Below are 16,328 nucleotides of genomic sequence, written 5' to 3'. Positions count from 1 at the left end.
GGCTGGGCCGCGCACATCATCGAGCAACGCATCGACAACAAGATCATCCGGCCGAGCGCGAATTACACGGGACCGGACAATCTCGAGTTCGTCCCGCTGGCAAAGCGTGCATAAAGCCTAGCGACGCGCGACCGCGCCGCCGCGACCGGCGGCGCGTTATTTTCGAAAACGGCGCCTAAAATAGCCCGAATCCAGATGGACGGGGTTTTCCCCACAATACCTTTGAGCATGGCGCGCGAAAGACCATGCCATGACCGAGACACGCGATGAATACTGCAAACCGCAAACCCCTGCCTGGCACCTCGCTCGATTACTTCGATGCGCGCGCCGCCGTTGAAGCCATCGCGCCGGGCGCCTACGACAAGCTGCCTTACACCTCGCGCGTGCTCGCGGAGAATCTCGTGCGCCGCTGCGATCCGGCAATCCTCGAACAATCGCTGATGCAGCTCGTCGAACGCAAGCGCGAGCGCGACTTTCCGTGGTTTCCCGCGCGCGTCGTGTGTCATGACATTCTCGGCCAGACGGCGCTCGTCGATCTCGCCGGCTTGCGCGATGCCATCGCGGATCAGGGCGGCGATCCCGCGAAGGTGAACCCAGTGGTGCCGGTGCAGCTCATCGTCGATCATTCGCTCGCGGTGGAATGCGGCGGTTTCGATCCCGATGCGTTCGCGAAGAATCGCGCGATCGAAGACCGGCGCAACGAGGATCGTTTCGACTTCATCAACTGGACCAAGAAAGCGTTCAAGAATGTCGATGTCATCCCGCCGGGCAACGGCATCATGCATCAGATCAATCTGGAGCGCATGTCGCCGGTGATTCACGCGATCGCTGGCCTCGCGTATCCCGACACGCTCGTCGGCACCGACAGCCACACGCCGCACGTCGATGCGCTCGGCGTCATCGCGATCGGCGTCGGCGGGCTCGAAGCGGAGAACGTGATGCTCGGCCGCGCATCGTGGATGCGTCTGCCGGATATCGTCGGCGTCGAGCTTTCGGGCAAGCGGCAGCCCGGCATCACCGCGACCGATATCGTGCTCGCGCTCACCGAATTCCTGCGCCGCGAAAAGGTCGTCGGCGCGTATCTCGAGTTCTATGGCGAAGGCGCGTCGAGCCTCACGCTCGGCGATCGCGCGACGATCTCGAACATGGCGCCCGAGTACGGCGCGACCGCCGCGATGTTCTACATCGACGAGCAGACCATCGAGTATCTGCGTCTCACCGGCCGCGACGACAAGCAGGTGAGCCTCGTCGAGACATACGCGAAAACCGCTGGCCTCTGGGCTGATTCGTTGACGCACGCCGAATACGAACGCGTGCTGCGCTTCGATCTGTCGACGGTCGTGCGCAACATGGCCGGCCCGTCGAATCCGCACAAGCGCCTGCCGGTGTCCGAACTCGCGGCGCGCGGCATCGCGGGCCAATGGGAAGAAACGCCGGGACGCATGCCCGATGGCGCGGTCATCATCGCGGCGATCACGAGCTGCACGAACACGAGCAATCCGCGCAACGTGATCGCGGCGGCGCTTCTCGCGCGCAATGCGAATGCGCAAGGGCTCATGCGCAAGCCGTGGGTGAAGTCGTCGCTCGCGCCGGGATCGAAAGCGGTCGAACTGTATTTGCAGGAAGCCGGTCTGCTGCCAGATCTCGAGAAGCTCGGTTTCGGCATCGTCGCGTTCGCGTGCACGACGTGCAACGGCATGTCCGGCGCGCTCGATCCGGCGATCCAGCAGGAGATCATCGATCGCGATCTGTACGCGACGGCCGTGCTCTCGGGCAACCGCAATTTCGACGGCCGCATTCATCCGTATGCGAAGCAGGCGTTTCTCGCATCGCCGCCGCTCGTCGTCGCGTATGCGATCGCGGGCACGATCCGCTTCGATATCGAACGCGACGCGCTCGGCGTTGGCAAGAACGGCCAGCCCGTGTACCTGAAGGACATCTGGCCGAGCGATGAGGAAATCGACGCCATCGTGAAGCAGAGCGTGAAGCCCGAGCAGTTCCGTCGCGTCTACGAACCGATGTTCGCACTCACCGAAGCTCGCGGCGACGCCGTCAGCCCGCTATACGACTGGCGCGGGCAAAGCACGTACATCCGCCGTCCGCCGTATTGGGAAGGCGCGCTTGCAGGCGCTCGCACGCTCAGCGGAATGCGTCCGCTTGCGGTGCTCGGCGACAACATCACGACGGACCATCTCTCGCCGTCCAACGCGATTCTCGCGAACAGCGCGGCAGGCGAATACCTCGCGAAGATGGGCTTGCCCGAAGAAGACTTCAACTCGTACGCGACACATCGCGGCGATCATCTGACGGCGCAGCGCGCGACCTTCGCGAATCCGACGCTCATCAACGAAATGGCTATCGTCGATGGTCAGGTGAAGAAAGGCTCGCTCGCGCGCATCGAGCCGGAAGGCCGCGTCACGCGCATGTGGGAAGCCATCGAAACGTATATGGAGCGCAAGCAGCCGCTCATCATCGTCGCGGGTGCGGATTACGGGCAAGGCTCGTCGCGCGACTGGGCCGCGAAAGGCGTGCGGCTCGCGGGCGTGGAGGCGATCGTCGCGGAAGGCTTCGAGCGGATCCATCGCACGAACCTGATCGGCATGGGCGTGCTGCCGCTCGAATTCAAGGCGGGCGAGAACCGGCAGACGTTCGGTATCGACGGCACCGAGACTTTCGACGTCATCGGCGAGCGCAAGCCGCGCGCGGATCTCACGCTCGTGATTCATCGCGCGAACGGCGAGCGTGTCGAAGCGCGCGTGACGTGCCGGCTCGATACGGCCGAGGAAGTCTCGATCTACGAGGCCGGCGGCGTGCTGCAGCGTTTCGCGCAGGACTTCCTCGAGTCGTCGAAAGAAGCGGCCTGACATTCAATCAAGGACACGAACGACATGGCACACGCACCTCAGATCAAGATCGCCGCGACCTACATGCGCGGCGGCACCAGCAAGGGCGTTTTCTTTCGCCTGAACGACTTGCCCGAAGCCGCGCGCGTGCCCGGCCCCGCGCGCGATGCGCTCTTTCTGCGCGTGATCGGCAGCCCGGATCCGTATGGCAAGCAGATCGACGGCATGGGCGGCGCGACATCGAGCACGAGCAAGACGGTCATCGTGTCGAAGAGCGCGCGCGACGGACATGACGTCGATTATCTTTTCGGGCAGGTCGCCATCGACAAACCGTTCGTCGACTGGAGCGGCAACTGCGGCAATCTGTCGGCGGCGGTCGGGCCGTTCGCGATCGCAAGCGGTCTGGTCGATCCCGGACGCGTGCCGGACAACGGCATTGCGGTCGTGCGTATCTGGCAGGCGAACATCGGCAAGACGATCATCGCGCATGTACCGATGACCAACGGCGCGGTGCAGGAAACCGGCGACTTCGAGCTCGACGGCGTGACCTTCCCCGCCGCCGAAGTGCAGCTCGAATTTCTCGATCCCGCTGCCGAGGAAGAAGGCGCGCAAGGCGCGATGTTTCCGACGGGCAATCTCGTCGACGATCTGGAAGTGCCCGGCATCGGCACCTTCAAGGCGACGATGATCAACGCAGGCATCCCGACGATCTTCCTGAACGCGGACGACATCGGCTACACGGGCACGGAGCTTCAGGACGCGATCAACGGCGACGATGCCGCGTTGAAGCGCTTCGAGACCATTCGCGCGTACGGTGCGCTGCGCATGGGGCTCATCAGGAATCTCGATGAGATCGCGAAACGTCAGCACACGCCGAAGGTCGCGTTCGTCGCGCCGCCGGCGGAGTATGTCGCATCGAGCGGCAAGCGCATCGGCGTAGGCGATGTCGACGTGCTCGTGCGCGCGATGTCGATGGGCAAGCTGCATCACGCGATGATGGGCACGGCGGCGGTCGCGATCGGCACGGCGGCGGCAATTCCCGGCACACTCGTCAATCTCGCGGCGGGCGGCGGCGAGCGTCAGTCGGTGCGCTTCGGGCATCCGTCGGGCACGCTGCGCGTCGGTGCGGAAGCGGTCGAGGTGAACGGTGAATGGCAGGTGAAGAAGGCGATCATGAGCCGCAGTGCGCGGGTTTTGATGGAGGGGCGCGTGAGGGTGCCGGAGCCGGTGGTGGGGTGAGGCTGGCGGTTACTGGATGGAAGAAAAGCCCCGTTCGCGGGGCTTCTTCATGTTCAGCCGGCACACATATCCATAGTTCATCTGTCGTTGCCTTGTATCTTGCGGATTCCGATTGATAAGGTTTCCCAACTACATGGCTTATTCTGAAACGGCATGCGACGATCCGCGCTGCCCGGTCTGTTACCCGAAGCGGAAAGAAGAAGAGAAAGCGGCCCGCAAAAAAGCAGAGACAGACAAGGAGGACTGTCTCCGTTGCTGGCGCAACTTGCAGAAGGAGGCCGAGCGCATCGTATCGAACGCGAACCCGATCGTGCGCAACCGCCGTATCAACGCTGCCTACGCGCAGCTCTGGCTGGAAGACCGACGCTTCCAATGGGCGGGCCTCGCTGCCTTCGCATCCAAGCAGGTCGGATGCGGCCTGCTCAACTCCGCCGAGTTGATCCAGAAATCCAATCAGCAGCGCGACGCGTATCAGCGTTGGGAGCAGAACGCGTCGGCGCTGGACAGGATGTCGCCTTACGGCTCACCCCGCATGCCGATGCAGGATCAGATTATGGGGGAAGGTGCGCAGAAGGTGTATCAAATGCTCGCGCTGGGCAACACTGCCTTGTTCCTCGAAATCTGGCCGCTGCACAAGTTCTACGAGGCGTTCGGACTGGCCCGGTTGAAACGTTGCTACCCGCTGCGACAATCGATCGGTGATGAAGTGTATTGGCCGCTCAGAAAGAAGATCGAATTCGGTCGGGAGTGGTCCGAAGTCGTTGACGCTTTTACCGCTATCGATAGCGGCAACATCAGCCAGGGTGTGCGGTTGATGGCTCGACATGAGCAGATAAACATCTTGCAAACGGCGATTTATTCGGACCCGATGTTCGCTACGCTAATGCGCGGCAATCAGTTCGCATGGGCGCTCAGCATTCCCACGGGATCCGCCAGGGAAATACAATTGACGCTGGCTAATCAATGCACGGTGACGGGAGCGAGTGCACAGCGAGAGCCGTTTAGCAGACTGCCCCTTGCCAATCTTGCTGATCCGGGACAACGCATGAATTTCGTCATGCGCGCCGCCGACCGCTTCGACAGGTTGCTTCATGATCCGCTGCTGAAACATGACGTGGAGAACTCGCTCTACTTGATCGGCGGGCCGAGATGATGACGCGCAATACGAGAAGAATCCAGTTGGTAGTCGCAACAGTGCTGCTGCTGACTATCGCAGTCTGGGCGTATCGGCAGCGTGAGTCGGCGGTCGTGACGTTGAGACTCGGCGAGCCTTACGAACTGGTTCAGAAAGCGTCGCCGGTATTGCCGGATCGCAACCGGGGCTGGGGAGCATTGCCGGAGGTCATCGCGAAGTTTCGATTCGACGACCCGGTCTATGGTTTCACGACACCGCGTTCAGTGATTCTGGATCTGGGCATGGGCGGCCCTGATAACCGGAATGTGACTTCCATCCGGCTATCGCCACAAACGAAGCCGTTGCCGCTGGACGATGCCTTGTCCGTCGTCGCGAACATTCAGGATCAGTTGCATCGTTCGGGCTGGCGTCCGTTTCAATACAGCGAGATGCGTGCTATCGAGGATACGCCGCAACTCCGGAGCGATCTTCACGAGTGCCGGTTTCCGATGTCGGTCTGGAACGGCGGCGACCGGTATCAGGTATCGCTTGACGTCGGATGCCACTCCGTGCCGCAGCAACCCGGAAAAGAACGGTACATCGTGACACTCGAGCTTGGGCCGCCATTCTGGACGGACCGGTCCGGCGAGTGACGAACGACCTCAACTGCATCGCCGCACTCGCCCTTACATGGCATAAGCCCCCGACTCTCTGCGGAGGCTTTCATACTTCAAGAAAAGCCGCTTACTTGCAGTGACGTTCCCAATGATGATGCACGCGCACCTTATGGCAAACCGGATGGTGGCCATGCGATGCAGCGAAAGCCGGAGCAACCGAAAGGAACGTGGTGCCAGCAACCAATACGGCGAGAACAGCTTTTTTCATGAGTTCGATGTCGTGGAAAGAAAGGAGGCGCCATCGTAGCAGCGCGAGCTTACGGCCACATATACGCACCGCGCGATCTGCGATGCCATTGAAAGCCGGTTTCCAGGCCATCAATCACGCTCGCGCTTCGCCAACGCCGCTTCTTCATCGGCGGGCAAGTCGAGCGGCGGCGTGCCATCCGCCGGCAGCGTAAACCAGAACCGCGCGCCTTCCACGCTTCCGCTCGCATCCACGCGATTCTCCGCGCCGATGCGCCCGCCATGCGCCTCCACGATCGCGCGGCAAATCGCGAGCCCCAGCCCCACGCCCGATTGCGCCGACTCCTTCTCTCCGCGCGTGAACTTCTCGAAGAGACGCGTCTCGATGCCCGGCTGAATACCCGGCCCGTAATCGTCGATGCACACGCGCACGAAGCGCTCGCCGCCAATCTCTTCCTCGCGCGCGGAGATATCGATGCCGGCATCTTTCGGCGTGTACTTCGCCGCGTTCTCCAGCAGGTTAGCAAGAAGCCGGTCCATCAGCACGGCATCGAGTTGCAGAAGCGGCAGATCGGGCGGAATGCGCGTCTTTACGCGGCGTCCCGCAAGCGTGCGCCTGAGCGCCGGAAGCGTCGCGCCGACGGTCTCTTCGAGCATCGACCATTGCCGGTTCAGGCGGATCGCGCCCGCTTGCAGACGCGCCATATCGAGCAGATTGGTCACGAGGCCGGTCATGCGCAACGCTTCCTCGTGGATCGCATGCACGAGTTCGGGCGCGCGCCCGGCGCCCTGCTCTTCCAGAATCGATGCAAAGCCGACGATCGATGTCAGCGGCGTGCGCAGATCGTGCGATATCGCGGACAGCAGCGAGTTGCGCAAGCGCTCCGATTCCATGTTGACGAGCGCGTCCCGCGCAATATCGACGTAATGCACGCGCTCGATCGCAAGCGCAATCTGCGATGCGAACGTCTCGATCATCCGATGCTGCTCGGGAACTGCGAGATCGGCCACGCGCTGCGGCGCGAAGGCGAGCACCCCGCGCGTGCGCATCGGCGCCTTGAGCGGCAGATAGAGCGCCTGCGCGGCGGGCAGCGTGTCGGTGCCGAGTCCCGCGGGCTTCTGCTGGTCGTAGACCCATTGCGCGATGTCGAGATCGAGTTGCGCGGTGTCGAGCGTCGTCTCCGGATTCACGTCGGTCACCTTCTGCTGCAGTTTCTCGGCGCTGTCGGGCAAAAGGATCGCGGCTTTCGCCTGAAACACTTCCGCGACGTGGCGCGTGCCGATCTCGATGATCTGCTCGGTCATCAGCGCGGCGGCGAGCTCTTTCGTCATCGCGTACATCGCCCCGGTGCGCCGTTCGCGTTGCGATGCGATGCGCGCCTCGCGCCGCAAACTCGACGTCAGATGGCTGATCGTCAGCGACGTCAGCAGCATCACGGCGAAGGTCAGAAGATACTGCGTGTCGCTGACCGAGAACGACATCACCGGCGCGACGAAGAAGTAATCGAACGCCGCGACCGACAGGAACGACAGCATCACGCCCGGCCCGCGCCCGAGTTTCGCCGCCGCGAAAATCACGCCGAGCAGATACAGCATCACGAGATTGGTCAGCGCGAAACGCTGCGCGGCAAGCGCGTTCGCGACCAGCGTGATGCCCGCGCCAATCGCGAGCGCAATGGCATAGGAACGCGGCGACGAATGCATGCCGTCGCGCAGCGCGCCGAACGTGAGCGCCGGGCGTTGGCCGCCATCGCGCGTGCCCGTCGATACGAGCGTCACGTCGATATCCGCAGCCTGCCGAATGATGCGCTCGCTCACCGGCCGATCGATATGGCGCCGCCAGCCTTTCGTCGCCGGCGCGCCGGCCACGAGCTTCGACACGTTGCGCATGCGCGCATAGTCGATGAGCGTCGCGGCGGCATCCGCGCCATCGAGCGTCACCGTTTCCGCGCCGAGTTCGGACGCGAGCTTGAGCGCATCGAGCGTGCGGCGGCGTTCGTCGTCGGAGAGGCGTTGCAGTTTCGGCGTTTCGACATAGACCGCGAGCCAGTCCGCCTTCAATGCCGCCGCGAGCCGCGCGGCCGCGCGAACCAGCGCCGCGCTGTCCACGCCCGGACCGACGCACGCAATCAGGCGCTCGCGCGCACGCCAGATGCGTTCGATCGATTGATCCGCGCGATATTCGCGCATCTGCGCATCGACGCGATCCGCCGTGCGCCGCAACGCGAGTTCGCGCAGCGCGATCAGATTGCCCTTGCGAAAGAAATTGCGCACCGCGTGTTCGGCTTGCGTCGGCAGATAGACCTTGCCGTCGCGCAGACGGTCGAGCAGTTCCTCGGGCGGCAGATCGACGAGCGTGACTTCGTCGGCGAGATCGAACACGCGGTCGGGCACCGTCTCCCACACGCGAATGCCGGTGATGCGCCCGACGATATCGTTCAGGCTTTCGAGGTGCTGGACGTTGAGCGTCGTGTACACGTCGATGCCCGCGTCGAGCAATTCCTGCACGTCCTGCCAGCGCTTCAGATGACGCGAGCCCTGCACGTTCGAATGCGCGAGTTCATCGACGAGAATCAGTTCCGGCTTGCGCGCGAGCGCGGCGTCGAGATCGAATTCCGCAAGCAGCCGCCCGCGATATTCGACACGCGCCGCCGGCACGATGTCGAAGCCGTCGACGAGCGCGAGCGTCTCGCGCCGCCCATGCGTCTCCACGACGCCGACGACGACATCCGCGCCCTCCTCGCGACGACGCCGCGCCGCCTGCAGCATCGCGAACGTCTTGCCGACGCCCGCGCAGGCGCCGAAGAACACCTTCAGCCGCCCGCGCCGGCGCTTTTCCTCTTCGCGCTGGAGCTTGCCGAGCAGTTCGTCGGGATCGGGCCGTGTCATCGCCGTCGTTCAGCCTCAGAGATGCGCCGCGTCCAGCGCGAGATTGAGCTTCAGCACGTTCACGCGCGGCTCGCCGAGCACGCCGAACTGAGGCCCGCTCGTCGCCTGCGCGACGAGCGCCTCGACCTGCGCGGCCGGCATGCCGCGCGCCTTCGCGACCCGCGCGACCTGATACGCAGCCGCCGCCGGGCTGATCTCGGGGTCGAGCCCGCTGCCCGACGACGTCACCAGATCGACCGGCACCGGCGCGGCGTTATCCGGATCGGCGGCGTGGAGCGCGTCGATTCGACCTTTGATTTCATCGGCGAGCGCGGGATTCGTCGGCCCGAGATTGGAGCCGCTCGAATTACCCGCGTTGTACGGATTCGGCGTCGTCGCGGAGAGACGGCCCCAGAAGTAGCGCGGCGCGTCGAACTGCTGGCCGATGATCTCCGAGCCGACCGTCTTGCCGTCGCGCTCGATGAGGCTGCCGTTCGCCTGATGCGCAAACGCTGCCTGGCCGATCGCCGTCACGACCGCCGGATAGATCAGGCCGGTGACCACGGAGAGCGCGACCAGCAAAACGAGCGCGGCACGCAGAATAGTCTTCATGATTTCAACTCCAGCCGAGTGCGGCAATGACCATGTCGATGAGCTTGATGAACGGGAATGGCAGCAGAATACCGCCCAGGCCGTAAATCAGCAGATTGCGGCGCAGCAACGACGCCGCGCCGAGCGCGCGATACTTCACGCCCTTCAATGCGAGCGGGATCAGGAACACGATGATGAGCGCGTTGAAGATCACCGCCGACAATATCGCCGAGGACGGCGACGCGAGATGCATCACGTCCAGCACGCGCAACTGCGGATACGTCGTCGCGAACGCGGCCGGGATGATCGCGAAGTACTTGGCGACGTCGTTGGCTATCGAGAACGTCGTGAGCGAGCCGCGCGTCATCAGCATCTGCTTGCCGATCTCCACGATCTCGATGAGCTTCGTCGGGTTCGAATCCAGATCGACCATGTTGCCCGCTTCCTTCGCGGCCTGCGTGCCGGTGTTCATCGCGACGGCGACGTCGGCCTGCGCGAGCGCAGGCGCGTCGTTGGTGCCGTCGCCGGTCATCGCGACGAGTCGTCCTTCCGACTGATGCGCGCGGATCGTCGCGAGCTTCGCTTCGGGCGTCGCTTCGGCAAGGAAGTCGTCGACGCCCGCTTCCGCCGCGATCGCCGCCGCCGTCAGCCGGTTGTCGCCCGTCACCATCACCGTCTTGATGCCCATCTTGCGCAACTCCGCGAAGCGCTCCTTGATGCCGCCCTTCACGATGTCCTTCAGTTCGATCACGCCGAGCGCGCGCGACGCGCCGCTCACCCGTTCCGCGACGACGAGCGGCGTGCTGCCGCGACGCGCGACCTCGTCGACAGCATGCTGCACTTCCTGCGGAAAGCGCCCGCCGCCATCCTCGATATAGCGCTTCACCGCAACGGCCGAACCCTTGCGAATCTCGCGCTCGGGCAGATCGACGCCGCTCATGCGCGACTGCGCGCTGAAGGCGAGGAACGTCGCGTGCAGCGTCGCCATGTCGCGCTCGCGGATATTGAAGCGCTGCTTCGCCAGCACGACGATGCTGCGGCCTTCCGGCGTTTCGTCGGCGAGCGAGGCGAGTTGCGCCGCGTCGGCGAGATCGCGCTCGGCCACGCCGGGCGCGGCCACGAACGCCGACGCCTGACGGTTGCCGAGCGTGATCGTGCCGGTCTTGTCGAGCAGGAGCACGTCGACGTCGCCGGCCGCTTCGACCGCGCGGCCCGACGTGGCGATCACGTTCGCCTGCATCATGCGGCTCATGCCCGCGACGCCGATCGCCGAAAGCAGCCCGCCGATGGTCGTCGGGATCAGGCACACCAGCAGCGCGACGAGCGCGGTGATCGTCACGACGTGGCCTTGCTTCGCGGCATCCACGGCGAACATCGAGAACGGCAGCAACGTCGCGGTCGCGAAGAGCAGCACGAGCGTGAGCGCGACGAGCAGGATCGTCAGCGCGATTTCGTTCGGCGTCTTGCGGCGTTTCGCGCCTTCGACCATCGCGATCATGCGGTCGAGAAACGCCTCGCCGGGATTCACGGAAACGCGCACGACGATCCAGTCCGACAGGACGCGCGTGCCGCCCGTCACCGACGAAAAGTCGCCGCCCGACTCGCGGATCACCGGCGCGGATTCGCCCGTGATCGCGGATTCGTCGACCGACGCGACGCCTTCGATCACGTCGCCGTCAGCGGGAATGACGTCGCCCGCTTCGACGAGCACTACGTCGTCCTTGCGCAGGTCTGTGGATGTCGTGATGCGGATCGGCGATTTCGGATGCGGCTCGTTGAGCTTCTTCGCCATCACGTTGTGCTTCGCCTGACGCAGCGACGCCGCCTGCGCCTTCGAGCGCCCTTCCGCGAGCGCTTCAGCGAAGTTTGCGAAGAGCACCGTGAACCACAGCCACAGCGCGATCGCGAGGATGAAGCCCGCGGGCGCTTCCGCCTGACCTGCGAGCGCGGCGATCCAGAGCACCGTCGTCAGAATGCTGCCGACGTACACGCAGCACATCACCGGATTGCGCAACTGCGTGCGCGGTGCGAGCTTTCTGAACGAATCGACGATCGCCGGCTTCAGGAGCGACGGATCGAACATCGAACGTGCGGCCGTGCGCGCCTGGCCCAGATTCTCGGGACGGTGCATCGGCATTTGATTGGGTTGATTCATGCTGTCCTCGAAATTCAATGGCCTGCGATCATCGATATCTGCTCGACGATCGGCCCGAGCGCGAGCGCCGGGACATACGTAAGCGCGCCCACGAGCAGGAGCGTGCCGAGCAGCAGCACCACGAAGAGCGGTCCGTGCGTGGGCAACGTGCCCGCCGTCACGGCAAGACGCTTTTTCGCGGCGAGCGATCCGGCGATGGCGAGAATCGGGATGAGCGTGCCGAAGCGGCCGAACCACATCGCGATGCCGAGCATCGAGTTGTAGAACGGCGTGTTCACCGACAATCCGCCGAACGCGCTGCCGTTGTTGTTCGCGGCGGAGCTGAACGCGTAGAGGATTTCGGAGAAGCCGTGCGCGCCGGGATTCGCGATGCCCGCCGTGCCCGCCGCGCTCAGCACCGCGACCGACGTGCCCGCGAGCACGACGAGCGGCGTCAGCAAAATGACGATCGACACCATCTTCATCTCGAACGATTCGATCTTCTTGCCGACGTATTCCGGCGTGCGCCCGATCATCAGCCCCGCGACGAACACGGCCAGCAGCGCGAAGGCGAGCATGCCGTACAGCCCCGAGCCGACGCCGCCGAAGATCACTTCGCCGAGCTGGATGAGAAGCATCGGCACGAGGCCGCCGAGCGGCGTGAGCGAATCGTGCATGTTGGCGACCGCGCCGCAGGACGCGGCCGTCGTCGCCACGGTGAAGATCCCCGATTGCGCGATGCCGAAGCGCGTTTCCTTGCCTTCCATGTTGCCGCCGGACTGGAACGCGGACGCCTGCGTATCGACCTTCATCGACGCGAACACGGGATTGCCCGCCTGCTCGGCCGAAATCTCGCCCCAGCACGCGAGCGCGAACGCAATGGTCATCGCCGCAAGCACGGCGTAGCCCTGCCGCCTGTCGCCGACGGTGCGCCCGAACACGACGCACAGCGCCGCCGGGATGATGAGCATCGCGAGCATCTGCATGAAGTTCGAGAACGGCGTCGGGTTCTCGTACGGATGCGCGGAGTTGGCGTTGAAGAAGCCGCCGCCGTTGGTGCCGAGCATCTTGATCGCTTCCTGCGAGGCGACCGGGCCCATCGGCAGGGTTTGCTTGTCGGCCTTCAGCGTCTGCGGCGCGGCGCTGCCCGCTGCCGGCGTCTGATACGTGGTCACTTGCAGCGTGGGCACGTCCTGATACGACCTGAAGTTCTGGATCGCGCCCTGGCTCACGAAGACGAGCGCGAACACGATTGCGAGCGGTGCGAGGATGTAGAGCGTCGTGCGCGTGAGATCGACCCAGAAGTTGCCGATGGTCTGCGCGCTATGCCGCTTGAAACCGCGAATCAGCGCGATTACGACCGCGATGCCGGTCGCCGCCGACACGAAGTTCTGCACGGTGAGGCCGAGCATCTGCGCGAGATAGCCGAGCGTGCTCTCGCCGCCGTAGTCCTGCCAGTTCGTGTTGGTCACGAAGCTGATGGCGGTGTTGAACGCGGCATCGGGCGTCATGCCGGCCATGCCTTGCGGATTGGCCGGCAGCACGCCTTGCAGACGCAGGATCGCGTACAGCGCGAGCGCGCCGAGCACGTTGAAGAGCATGACGGCGAGCGCGTAATGCTTCCATGACATCTCCGCTTCCGGATCGACGCCGGCGATGCGATACAGCAGCGCCTCGACCGGCCGCCCGATCCTGCGCACGACGACGGACGATCCGTCGAGCACGTTCGATATATAGCGGCCAAGCGGCATCGCGAGCGCGATCAGCACGACGACGAAGAGCGCCGTCTGCATGAACGTATTGGCGTTCATTCGAGATCCTCCGCACGCAGAAGCGCGTACACGAGGTACACGAACAGCAGCAGCGTCGACGCCGCCGCGAGCCACATCATCCAGGCGCTCATGGACGGCCTCCCGTCGCGCGGCGGCTCAATCGATCGCAGCCGCGCGTGAGCGCCACGCAGAGTCCCCAGACGAGGACGATGCCGGCGAGGTAAATCAGGTCCATTTCGTGTTCTCCCCATAGACGGTTCAGGACAGGCTGGAGAGTACAAAATCGGACGTAAAGGACTTAGTAAGAGCGTTGGGGAACGTATAAATATCGCGTAAAGACGCCGCGCCGAACCGTCATTCGCGCGCGCTCACCGGCACGGAGGCCGGCGTGGGCGCGTCGGCGAGTGAATGCGATTCGCGCGTCACGCCGATGAGACGCCGGCCTTGCGGACCGTGCACGGCATCGGGTTCGGGAAAGCGCCACAGCATCGCCAGATACAGCACGCCGCCGATTGCGAACGACACCGGCACGCTCAGGTCGCAGCCTCCCGCGAGCGCGCCGAGCGGCCCGACGAACTGTCCCGGCAGATTCACGAACGCGAGGCCGATGAACGCCGCGGGCAGCCACGCGCCCATCGCGCGCCAGTTCCAGCCGTGCGCGAACCAGTAGTGGCCGCCGCGCCCGCCGCGGTTGAAGACCTGCAGATCGTCGGCGAGATAGAAGCCGCCGCGCTGCACGAAGCCGATCACCATGATCGCCATCCACGGGCAACTGAAGGTGCAGATGAGCGTCGAGAACGTCGCGACGCTTTCGACGAGATTGAACGCGAAGCGCCCGAGAAAGATGAAGCCGATGGCAAGCGTGCCGATCAGCATCGTCGCGCGCACGCGATCGAGGTATTTCGGGAACATGCTCGACATGTCGAGGCCGGTGCCGTAGAGCGCGGTCGTGCCCGTCGACATGCCGCCGATGATCGCGATGAGGCACATCGGCAAGAGGAACCATCGGGGCGACACCGCGAGCAAGCCGCCCACGTAATCGTTCGACGTGATGTAATTCGGCGCGTGCGTCGCGATGATCGTCGCGGTCGCGAGGCCGAAGAAGAACGGCACGAACGTCGCGATCTGCGCGGCGAACACGGCGCCCATCACGCGATGACGCGGCGTCGATTGCGGGATGTAGCGCGCCCAGTCGCCGAGCGTGGACGCAAACGAAACCGGATTGGAAAGCGCAACCAGCGCCGCGCCGATGAACGCCGCCCAGAAGCCCGCGCTGCCATGCCGCAGCGTGCCCGCGTAATGCACGTCGAACGCGTTCGCGAAGGCAAGCGCGCCGAGCACGAACATGAGGCTCGCCGCCCACACCGCGATCTTGTTGACCCACAGCATGAAGCGGAACCCGTAGATGCACACGATCAGCACGAGCACGGCAAACACCATGTACGCGGTGCCGAGCGTCCACGGATTGACCGGCAGGCCGACCATGTCGTGCGCGCCGCCGACGAGCGCATCGCCCGAACTCCACACGGCGAGCGAGAAGAACGCGACCGACGTGAGCACCGCGAGAAACGATCCGACGATGCGGCCATGAATGCCGAAGTGCGCGCCCGACGACACCGGATCGCTCGTGCCGTTGCGCGGGCCGAAGAGACTCATCGGCGCGAGGATGCAGGTGCCGGCAAGCACGCCGAGCACGATGGCCCACAGGCTCGCTTCGAACGAAAGCCCGACGAGGATCGGGAAGCTGCCGAGCACCGATGTCGAAAACGTGTTGCAGCCGCCGAACAGGAGGCGGAACAGGTCGATGGGCCGCGCGTAGCGCGACGCATCGGGAATGCGCTCGAAACCGAAGGTCTCGATTCGGGTAATGCTCGTGTCCTGGCTTTTGTCGTCTGCCATGCTGTCTCGCTCCATTGTTATCGGCGCGCTCCGGTGCGGGCGGATGCGCGCCGTATTGCGTAGTCGAACCGTTCACGGACTTTCCGCGCGAACCTCCCGCGTGCCGTAGACATCGAAAAGGTCTTCGCAGAAGGCGCGCACGATCGGCTGGTCGGCCATGCCGCGCTTCATCGCGAGATGCAGCGGCACGTCGAAGCCAAAGGCGGTGCGCCCGAGCACGCGGATGAGGCCGCGCTGCTCGAACGGTTCCGCGTGATGCGCGGGCAGATAGCCGATGTGGCTGCCCGACAGAATCAGCACGGTCGCGGCGCGATGCTGTCCGCGATCGCCGTCACGCGCCGCTCGCCGATGCTCGCGAGTTCTTCCGGCACGGAATAGCTGCGCCAGATCCAGTCGTGCGCGCGCAGATCGTCGAGCGTTACGTGCGGGTTCGCGTGAAAGAGCGGATGGCCGCGCCCGCAACACAGCACTTGCCGCTCGCTGAAAAGCCTGCTGTACGACAATCCCGCGACGCGATGCCAGAAGTAGCCGATCGCCATATCGAGCTGCCGGTTGACGAGGCTCTCTTCGAGCTCCTGCGGCGGCGCGACGTGCATCGCGAAGCGCACGGCCTGATCGCGCTTGCGAAACGCGCCGATCGCTTCGGCGAGCCGCGCGTTCTCGACATGCGACGCCTGGCCGATCAGCCCGATAGACAGCGTGCCGACGAGCTTGCGATCGATATCGCGCACCTGTGCGACGAATTGCGATGTCGCCGCCGTCAGCGCGCGCGCCGATGCCACGAAGCGCTCGCCTTTCGACGTCAGCCGGAAACCGCCGCGCCCGCGTTCGCAGAGCGTGAAGCCCATGCGCGCTTCCAGCGCCGAAAGCTGCGCGCTGATGGTCGACTGGCGCACGCCGAGCGACGCTTGCGCGGCGGTGACGCCGCGCGCATCGACGACTGCGAGAAATACGCGCACGAGGCGCAGGTCAAGATCCGACGCGTTTGAAAACATGTCGCCGCGC

11 protein-coding genes and 1 pseudogene are annotated in these 16,328 nt (G+C 64.5%); 4 read left to right on the top strand and 8 right to left on the bottom strand.

Annotated elements, in window-relative coordinates; genetic code table 11:
• The first annotated feature begins 266 nt into the window (after nucleotides 1-266).
• The 4 genes from acnD (at nucleotide 267) to AWB77_RS32330 (ending at nucleotide 5,849) form a co-directional block, all read left to right on the top strand.
• The gene (acnD, locus tag AWB77_RS32345; protein WP_061138522.1) at nucleotides 267-2,864 is read left to right on the top strand and encodes a Fe/S-dependent 2-methylisocitrate dehydratase AcnD; all 2,598 of its coding nucleotides are present in this window, start codon (nucleotides 267-269) and stop codon (nucleotides 2,862-2,864) included.
• A 24-nt stretch (nucleotides 2,865-2,888) separates the two neighbouring features.
• A complete protein-coding gene (prpF, locus tag AWB77_RS32340; RefSeq protein WP_061138521.1) occupies nucleotides 2,889-4,082 on the top strand; it encodes a 2-methylaconitate cis-trans isomerase PrpF in 1,194 nt (397 codons plus the stop codon).
• 133 nt (nucleotides 4,083-4,215) lie between these two features.
• Nucleotides 4,216-5,235 carry a DUF2515 family protein gene (locus tag AWB77_RS32335; protein WP_061138520.1) on the top strand — a complete coding sequence of 340 codons (1,020 nt, stop codon included), beginning with the start codon at nucleotides 4,216-4,218 and terminating at the stop codon, nucleotides 5,233-5,235.
• The gene (locus AWB77_RS32330) at nucleotides 5,232-5,849 is read left to right on the top strand and encodes a hypothetical protein (protein WP_157694964.1); all 618 of its coding nucleotides are present in this window, start codon (nucleotides 5,232-5,234) and stop codon (nucleotides 5,847-5,849) included. Before AWB77_RS32335 ends, AWB77_RS32330 begins: the two co-directional genes overlap by 4 nt.
• A 91-nt stretch (nucleotides 5,850-5,940) precedes the next feature.
• Here AWB77_RS32330 and AWB77_RS34890 read toward each other — a convergent pair whose 3' ends face one another.
• The 8 genes and pseudogenes from AWB77_RS34890 to AWB77_RS32295 form a co-directional block, all read right to left on the bottom strand.
• A complete protein-coding gene (locus tag AWB77_RS34890) occupies nucleotides 5,941-6,192 on the bottom strand; it encodes a hypothetical protein (RefSeq protein WP_074169000.1) in 252 nt (83 codons plus the stop codon).
• The gene (locus AWB77_RS32325; protein WP_061138518.1) at nucleotides 6,192-8,948 is read right to left on the bottom strand and encodes a DUF4118 domain-containing protein; all 2,757 of its coding nucleotides are present in this window, start codon (nucleotides 8,946-8,948) and stop codon (nucleotides 6,192-6,194) included. Before AWB77_RS32325 ends, AWB77_RS34890 begins: the two co-directional genes overlap by 1 nt.
• Before the next feature lie 15 nt (nucleotides 8,949-8,963).
• A complete protein-coding gene (gene kdpC / locus AWB77_RS32320) occupies nucleotides 8,964-9,539 on the bottom strand; it encodes a potassium-transporting ATPase subunit KdpC (protein ID WP_061138517.1) in 576 nt (191 codons plus the stop codon).
• A gap of 4 nt (nucleotides 9,540-9,543) precedes the next feature.
• Nucleotides 9,544-11,673: a potassium-transporting ATPase subunit KdpB gene (gene kdpB, locus AWB77_RS32315; protein ID WP_061138530.1), complete on the bottom strand. Its 2,130-nt coding sequence runs from the start codon at nucleotides 11,671-11,673 to the stop codon at nucleotides 9,544-9,546.
• A 14-nt stretch (nucleotides 11,674-11,687) separates the two neighbouring features.
• The gene (kdpA, locus tag AWB77_RS32310) at nucleotides 11,688-13,463 is read right to left on the bottom strand and encodes a potassium-transporting ATPase subunit KdpA (RefSeq protein ID WP_061138516.1); all 1,776 of its coding nucleotides are present in this window, start codon (nucleotides 13,461-13,463) and stop codon (nucleotides 11,688-11,690) included.
• The gene (kdpF, locus tag AWB77_RS32305) at nucleotides 13,460-13,555 is read right to left on the bottom strand and encodes a K(+)-transporting ATPase subunit F (protein ID WP_061138515.1); all 96 of its coding nucleotides are present in this window, start codon (nucleotides 13,553-13,555) and stop codon (nucleotides 13,460-13,462) included. The genes kdpA and kdpF overlap by 4 nt, the downstream gene beginning before the upstream one ends.
• Nucleotides 13,556-13,778: 223 nt before the next feature.
• Complete coding sequence (locus AWB77_RS32300; RefSeq protein ID WP_061138514.1) at nucleotides 13,779-15,323, bottom strand: purine-cytosine permease family protein; 1,545 nt, start codon at nucleotides 15,321-15,323, stop codon at nucleotides 13,779-13,781.
• A 72-nt stretch (nucleotides 15,324-15,395) separates the two neighbouring features.
• Nucleotides 15,396-16,318, bottom strand: a pseudogene (locus AWB77_RS32295) (LysR family transcriptional regulator).
• Between the last annotated feature and the right edge of the window lie 10 nt (nucleotides 16,319-16,328).

Origin of the sequence: Caballeronia fortuita (assembly GCF_001544835.2) — a bacterium.
Classification (GTDB): domain Bacteria; phylum Pseudomonadota; class Gammaproteobacteria; order Burkholderiales; family Burkholderiaceae; genus Caballeronia; species Caballeronia fortuita.
Note: the sequence above shows the minus strand (reverse complement) of the source record. Positions and strands in the feature narration are given on the sequence as shown.